Source organism: Nostoc sp. UIC 10607 (assembly GCF_047228265.1).
Lineage (GTDB): Bacteria > Cyanobacteriota > Cyanobacteriia > Cyanobacteriales > Nostocaceae > Nostoc > Nostoc foliaceum_A.
The window spans coordinates 23,499-30,590 of sequence record NZ_JBIQNW010000067.1 but is presented as its reverse complement, the minus strand read 5'-3'; the positions used below and the strand labels follow the sequence as shown (position 1 = coordinate 30,590).

Below are 7,092 nucleotides of genomic sequence, written 5' to 3'. Positions count from 1 at the left end.
GCTTAGAGAAAATCGACCCAGGCAATGAATTTGCGATCGCCGCCTTGGTGCAACTGCTGCAATCACAAAATCTGGATAACTCCACCCGTAGGCAGGTAGCATCAAGCTTAGGGAAAATCGTCACAGGCAATACGCATCGGTCTTTGGCTGTAACTGGTTTAAAGGATTATTTGCAATTTGATAGTAACTACAATGTCATCTGGGAATGTTCTCAGAATATGACTTATTCCGATTTCTACCTAGCTTGGCATCAAGAAAATGGTGAAGGATTCAGTCTTAGTTATCCTGACTTACTCCAACAGTTGCAAACAGCCATTACCAAAGATTCCCAACTTAGCCAAAGCATTCACTTAATTTGTATCGACAACAGTAAATTCATTGACCCAGATAACCCAGCCAGCAAAATTTACACTACAATCTTCAAAGCTGGCTATCCTAAATGTGCAGATGGTACGCCGAAAACAATGGCGGAACTCCAAACCTATTGGGAATTGCTGGAAACCGACAATAAGGTGGTTTTAGTATTTCACCCAGGCACAAGTAATACTACAGATGCGGTAAAATACAGCGATGCGTTTCTCAACGCCATCAGCAAATTTGAGGGCGCGATTTGTTTGATTGGCGACCCCATACCAGACTCCAACACCCTCAAAGTCTTTGCAGCCAACCAGGCGGTTAATAAAATTTTAGAATGGTTGCGGCGTGGTTGATAAGTAACCGCGCAAAATTAATTACAGTCATTGCGAGCGAAGGCTTCGCCTACATTCCGCTCCGCTACATTCGCAATGACATTGTGTGATTAATTTTGTTTAACTACTTAGTATTTGCGCGTTGGTAGCAACAATTTTTGTATTCGTTATAAATATCGTTCCTTTGGTAACGAAAACTTGTCCCTTCGTTACCAAAACTTATGGTTTAGTTAACAAAACTTAAGTAATGCTTATTAAACAATTATTTTCATAACCAAAGCCTGTCCTTTCGTTACCAACGCTTATGGCTTGGTTAAGAGAACTAAAGTATTACTTATTAAAAAAATGTTTTTGTCATCAAAGTTTGTTCTTTCGTTACCAACGCTTATGTTTTGTTTATCAAAGTAGAAGTGTTCATAACTAAAGTTTGTTCTTTCGTAATCAAGCTTATGGCTTGGTTAACATAGCTCAAGTAAAGCTTATCAATGAACAAAAAAATATAGCCATTCTCGTTTTGATGTCTTGACGTAAACTTCAACAGTCAAGTTTTTCCCTGCAAAAATGGATTCACAATCTGCAAGGTATTTTCAAGAATTAAGCCATCAAGTAAAAATAAGTAGTGCGAGCATCTTGCCCGCACTACAAACAAGTTCTGCAACCCAACCTACGATTTTCCTTAACTCAACCGTATTGAGATTTTTGCTCCAGTTAGTTTAGTCTTCAACACTCCCATACCAGAAGGTATGGGAGTGTTACGCAGTTAGATCGTCTAAAATTGAATTTATTCGTCAATCTGCCAAGAATCCTTAGTTAATTCTTCATCCAGAATTTTCTTAGGGCGCACGATGATAATAATTTGTCCTAGTAGAGGAATTTCTGGTTCAGTGTCAAACCACTGAAAATCTAATTCACCACCATTTTCAACTACAAAATAGCTGGAGGCATCCCATTCTCGTTGGGCACGATCTACCACAACTACAACGGGCCCCGTTTGGCTTTGGGTTTGGATGGGGAAGCGATCGCTATTCGCTAAAATCACTACTGGATCTTCTGCTGCCAATAGCACTTGCCAACCTGGTAAAGGCACCCAAGCTTGCTCTCCAGAAAACTTGACTAGGCGAAATGGTTCGATTTCTGTCAATATCGGCACAGCTTGCAAGTCTTGCCGTGACAATGGCAACTCGCCTACTACGGGCAAGATTCGAGGTAATTGTTCTTCAAATTCCAGGCGGTAAAAGGGTAAAATTGGCGCTGGACGCTGGGGAACGGTAGTAAAATCAGTCAGTAGCTGTTCGATTTGCTTCCTGGCGGCTGGTGTGTGAGCAAAACGCAAACCTTTGGCGATCAGGCGCGATCGCTGTTGTAAATCTGTATTTTGGCGTGCTAGTTTCCAAACTTGGTGAGCAACAGCATCCCCAGGATGGGCAGAAAATCCTTCTGGCAAATTGCGGAAATAGGAGAACTCTTTAATTGCTTTTGCCACTTCCTTTACCTCATCGGCATCAAGTTTGTGGACAAATATCAGTTCAGCGGCGGCGGCGCGTTCTTCTTGAGTAAGTAAGCGCAGTTCGTATAAAACATCACTGCCGCGTGTGGTATAGTGCGATCGCGTTGCTTCCGATACTCCAAACTTTTCCAAAGAATTGTAAACTTGAGAACCAACAACCACCTGATTTTGTTGAATTGGCTCAAATCCAGTCGCCTCAAAAATGTCTTGGGGATTGTAACCGTTTTTTAGCAACAAGGCGATCGCGGCTCCCCATTCCACCCAGTTACCTTGTTTTTGCCTCAGCTTTCGGAGTAATTCTTGCGCTACATCGTTGGTAGCATTGTCTTCAGGATTCTGAGCGTTGGGTGGTAGATCAGTCATAATCGGAGTGCGAGCTTCAACTTGAGAGGTTGCTTAACACCTCATGAGCAAGTCTTATTCTAATCTATGAACTACCCAGACCTACTGTCTTGAGTTGAACTGTAGAAACTTATCTCGACTGGTCTCTGGCTGAAAACAAGGTTTTAAAGGAGTTTTAGTTTAAGTTGACACCAATGACAAACGCGCGTTGTATCCAAAGGAGCTTTGTTAAGCTACCTCATCCATAATTAGGCTGATTTAGTTGGTTTTTCTAATGTAATTTTTTCTAATTCAGATATTTAGGCAGGGAGATTTTCTCTGTAGCACTAATTATTAACGTTTTAAAATATGCAAAATAACTCCGTATAAACCCTTGGCCTTTTCCGGCTCTTCTCAACTAAACTTGGTATGGAATATAACAAGATAGTGAATATTTAAAGGAAATATCTTATGGATAAGTCCAGTCTCGAAATAGATAAACTCCAATATCAAGTTATGACTCTCGAACGCCCAAAAAAGCTCAAAATCCTGGTAGTTGATGATGAGCCAGATAATCTCGATCTACTTTATCGCACATTTCGACGTGACTTTAATGTTCTGAAAGCTGATAGTGGGGTGAACGCCCTACAAGTTTTGGCAGCAGAAGGGGAGGTAGCGGTAATTATCTCCGATCAACGGATGCCAGAAATGAAAGGAACTGAGTTTCTCAGTAAGACTGTACCTCAGTTTCCCGATACAGTTAGAATAATTCTCACTGGATTTACTGATATTGAAGACTTGGTAGAGGCGATTAATGCGGGGCAAGTCTATAAATACATCACCAAGCCTTGGGACCCAGGTGAACTGAAAGCAGTGGTGCAAAGAGCAGCAGAAACCTACGACTTGCTCAAGCAACGTACAGAAGAATTACGCCGTGCTCATGCTCAAATGGCGCTGCTGAGTGTTTTGGTACAGGTAACTCAAGCTGCTTCTAGCTTAGAGGAAACTCTGGCTCCAATTGCTAAGGCTGTGAGTGAGACTTTTGGAGCAGAAGGCTGTATCCTACAACTTACAGATGGAAATACTCTGATTGCAACTCAAGGAACTTACAGCGATACAGGTATAATAGAGAACTGGCTATCTCAAGACCCACTAACAAGAGAAGCGATCGCCACTGGGCAAATGCAAGTTTCCTTAAATGTACTTAAAGATACGAAATTAGTTGATACTATTCACTACCAGAACACAGGTGTGCAAGCACATTTAGTTATCCCAATTAGCTACCGTAATCAACTTTTGGGTGTATTGTCGCTACAGTGGAAACAACCCTGCACTTTGCGGGAAGATGAATTAATGCTAATTAATTTATCAGCGCAACTGGTGGCGATCGCTCTTACCAGTAGTGGCTGTCATCAAACCCTTGTGTAGTTGTCATTTGTCTTCTCTTACAAAGTTCTGAGCGGAGGAGACCTCCACTCAGACTTTGCGCTTTGTCAATTGTCCTTTATCCTTGGCAAATGACTAATGACCAATGACTAATGACTTATTGACCAATGACTAACGAAATACAGTCCATTTTTAACCGTATTGCTCCAGTTTATGACCAGTTGAACGACTGGTTGAGTCTGGGACAGCATCGGATATGGAAGGAAATGGCAGTGAAATGGAGTGCGGCTAAATCGGGTGATACTGCTTTAGATTTGTGTTGTGGTAGTGGAGATTTAGCCTTACGTTTGGCGCGGCGTGTGGGAGCAACAGGACAAGTCTACGGAGTGGATTTTTCCCGAAACCTATTAGAAACAGCTAAAGAACGCTCACATTGGCAGTACCCCCAACCTGTGATCGACTGGGTAGAAGCCGATGTGCTAAATTTACCCTTTGACGATAACCAATTTGATGCCGCAACAATGGGCTATGGTTTAAGAAATGTTAAAGATATTCCCCGCAGTCTCCAAGAGTTATACCGGGTTTTGAAGCCGGGTGCTAAAGCCGCAATTTTAGACTTTCATCGACCAAGTAATCCTCAGCTACGTGCCTTTCAGCAGTTGTATCTGGACGGTTTCGTAGTGCCAGTTGCCAATTATTTAGGCTTAAAAGAAGAATATGCTTACATTAGCCCCAGCTTAGACCGCTTTCCCATTGGGAGAGAGCAAATAGAGTTAGCGCGTCAAGTTGGTTTTGCTGTTGCCACACACTACCCCATTGCGAACGGTATGATGGGAGTGCTAGTGCTTAGTAAGTTAGGAGTTATTAGTTAAAAGTTATGAATTATGAGTAGTGATAAATTCTTATTTAAGATTTATCATTCCTAACTCCTAACTCCTAACTCCTAACTCCTAACTCTAAGCTCTAAACTCCTAACTTTTTTAATTCTTCCCTTGGACTGGTCTCATCTTTGGCTTTATGTGTCTCCCCCGGTACTGGGGGGAATTATTGGCTATTTCACAAATGATATAGCCATCAAAATGTTGTTCCGTCCTTACCGAGCAATTTACATTGCTGGACGAAGAGTACCCTTCACTCCTGGATTGATTCCCCGCAACCAGGAACGTCTGGCTCTGAACATTTCTAAGACAATCATGGGGTCACTGTTGACACCAAAAGAATTGCAAAATCTGGCGCGACGTTTGTTGCAAACAGAACGTGTGCAAGCAGCAATTCTCTGGTTGTTGCGGCTGGCGATTGAACAAATCAAAACAGATAAAAACGAGAAAAGTGCTAAAATTGTCGCTGGGATTTTGCGGGATTTACTAGGGGAATCTTTGCCCCGATTACTCAAAGTTTTAGCGCGACGTGAAGACTTTTTGGAAGCGCAGATAAATCAAATTTTTGACCAGATATTGCTGGAATTTCAATTGAGTGAAGAACAAGCCACGCGGCTTGCTGATTGGTTGTTGCAAGCAGTTTTACCGCCAGATGTGCTGCGGCAGACGATAGTTGATTTTTTGACCGATCGCACAATTCAAATTATTGATGAAGGCTTCCGCGAAAAAACCAGTGGGACTTATTGGGTAGTAGCAAATTTGTTTGGCTTACGTAATACTCTTACACGGCTACGGACTTTTTGCTTGGATGAAAAGGAGGCTACCAATAGTCGCTTGCAGGAATTGACTCAAGATTTGCAAATGCGCGATCGCATTAGAAAATTACTGCAAGATTTATCATTACAAAACTTGCCAATGGGTACGGTGCGCCAACTCCGAAAGACCACCCGCGAAAGTGTCCGCCATTACCTGCAAAACAGTGGCAGCGATTTTTTACAAGGATTAACTGATTCTGTTGATTGGGAAAATATTGCTGTAGTGCTGCTGAATCGTCTTAGTACTTCACCTGTTGTCAGTACTTCTTTAGAAGTCATGAGTCAAGAGTTGGCTTTAATATTAGATAAGTATTTGGAAAAAGATTTAGAAGTAATTGTGGCGCAAGTAATTCCGATTTTATCGATAGATCAAGTAATAGTTGACCGGGTAAAATCAACTTCACCGGCTGATTTAGAAGCTGCTATTGAAGGAATTGTGAAAAATGAATTGCAGGCAATTGTAACTTTAGGTGGTGTTTTGGGTTTTGTTATCGGGTTATTGCAGACAGTGTTTTTAATATTAAGTCAATATTGATTTTGTGATTTTGGGTGTAAAATTTTATCAATTTATAGTTGCAAGTTGTCCAGATTGTGAAATGAGTGAAATTGAGCGATCGCTTTTTGAGAAGAGGTGTGAGTAAGAAGCGTAGGCGTAGCCCGTCGTAGACATCGCTCTGGTTTTGATTCAGAGCCACCCGGACTCATCCACAGGGTAATAATTACAAATTACGTTAGCGAGTTCGAGAGCGTCATTACGAATTTTATTTTGACGCAAAACTTGGAATTTTGAAAGAGCGATCGCTTAACTCAAAATCTGCGTCAAATCCAGCACAAATCCAGGCAATACATCCTCTCCTGATAAACTAGTAGGCGATCTCACTATCTCAACATCCTGTCCTCGGCGGTAAATTTCCACCTGTTGGTTCTGGGGGTCAATCAGCCATCCTAAACGCACACCGTTATCAATGTACTCTTGCATTTTTTGTTGCACAGTCTTTAAGCTGTCTGAAGCAGAGCGTAATTCTACCGCAAAATCCGGAGCGATGGGTAGGAATGTTGCGGGGTCTGGATTCAGGGCTTCTAATCGCTCCCGACTGACCCAAGACGCATCTGGAGAGCGATTTGCACCATTAGGGAGTTTGAAACCTGTTGAAGAATCAAAAGCCAAACCTGTGCCATCAGCGTCAGTCCAATTACCTAAGCGCTGCGTCAGTCTACTATTACGATTTCCGCTTTCCCATCCAGTTGGTGGCATGATAATCAATTCTCCCTCTGCCGTGCGCTCAAGCCGCAAATCTCGATTATTTTGACACACTTGGAAGAACTGCTCATCTGTTAGTTCAATGGTGGGGCTGAGGTTTAGAATCAGGGCAGTCATAGTTGCCTCTCAATCTTGCTAACTGTAGCCTAGCACTGGGTTGACATACTAGGTTAACCATCTAACAATTAATAGAAAGCTATTTCCAATAATGTAGAAATTTGTTTCACGGTTATCT

5 protein-coding genes and 1 pseudogene are annotated in these 7,092 nt (G+C 42.0%); 4 read left to right on the top strand and 2 right to left on the bottom strand.

The genetic code is table 11. The annotated features are described in order from the left end of the window. Nucleotides 1-710: pseudogene (locus ACEYW6_RS30725) on the top strand (hypothetical protein); the annotation flags it as partial. 760 nt (nucleotides 711-1,470) lie between these two features. Here ACEYW6_RS30725 and ACEYW6_RS30720 read toward each other — a convergent pair. Further along, a complete protein-coding gene (locus tag ACEYW6_RS30720) occupies nucleotides 1,471-2,559 on the bottom strand; it encodes a RuBisCO accumulation factor 1 (protein WP_196511068.1) in 1,089 nt (362 codons plus the stop codon). Between the two features lie 429 nt (nucleotides 2,560-2,988). On the opposite strand from ACEYW6_RS30720, the gene ACEYW6_RS30715 reads away from it, so the two are divergent. The 3 genes from ACEYW6_RS30715 to ACEYW6_RS30705 all read left to right on the top strand — a co-directional run bounded on the left by ACEYW6_RS30715 (nucleotide 2,989) and on the right by ACEYW6_RS30705 (nucleotide 6,131). Continuing rightward, nucleotides 2,989-3,945 (top strand): response regulator, encoded by a 957-nt coding sequence (locus ACEYW6_RS30715; RefSeq protein WP_412982755.1) that lies wholly within the window; start codon nucleotides 2,989-2,991, stop codon nucleotides 3,943-3,945. 125 nt (nucleotides 3,946-4,070) lie between these two features. Continuing rightward, a complete protein-coding gene (ubiE, locus tag ACEYW6_RS30710; protein WP_196511070.1) occupies nucleotides 4,071-4,775 on the top strand; it encodes a bifunctional demethylmenaquinone methyltransferase/2-methoxy-6-polyprenyl-1,4-benzoquinol methylase UbiE in 705 nt (234 codons plus the stop codon). A 120-nt stretch (nucleotides 4,776-4,895) separates the two neighbouring features. Further along, a complete protein-coding gene (locus ACEYW6_RS30705; RefSeq protein WP_190894395.1) occupies nucleotides 4,896-6,131 on the top strand; it encodes a DUF445 domain-containing protein in 1,236 nt (411 codons plus the stop codon). Nucleotides 6,132-6,398: 267 nt separating this feature from the next. Here the strand turns inward: ACEYW6_RS30705 and ACEYW6_RS30700 are convergent, their stop codons facing one another. Then, on the bottom strand, nucleotides 6,399-6,974 hold the full coding sequence (locus ACEYW6_RS30700; protein ID WP_412982754.1) for a Uma2 family endonuclease: 576 nt from the start codon (nucleotides 6,972-6,974) through the stop codon (nucleotides 6,399-6,401). Nucleotides 6,975-7,092 lie beyond the last annotated feature (118 nt).

Bases quoted from the DNA above. Each gene is read 5' to 3' on its own strand.
- ACEYW6_RS30720 (WP_196511068.1), bottom strand. From the start codon at position 2,559: ATGACTGATCTACCACCCAACGCTCAGAATCCTGAAGACAATGCTACC.
- ACEYW6_RS30715 (WP_412982755.1), top strand. From the start codon at position 2,989: ATGGATAAGTCCAGTCTCGAAATAGATAAACTCCAATATCAAGTTATG.
- ubiE (WP_196511070.1), top strand. From the start codon at position 4,071: ATGACTAACGAAATACAGTCCATTTTTAACCGTATTGCTCCAGTTTAT.
- ACEYW6_RS30700 (WP_412982754.1), bottom strand. From the start codon at position 6,974: ATGACTGCCCTGATTCTAAACCTCAGCCCCACCATTGAACTAACAGAT.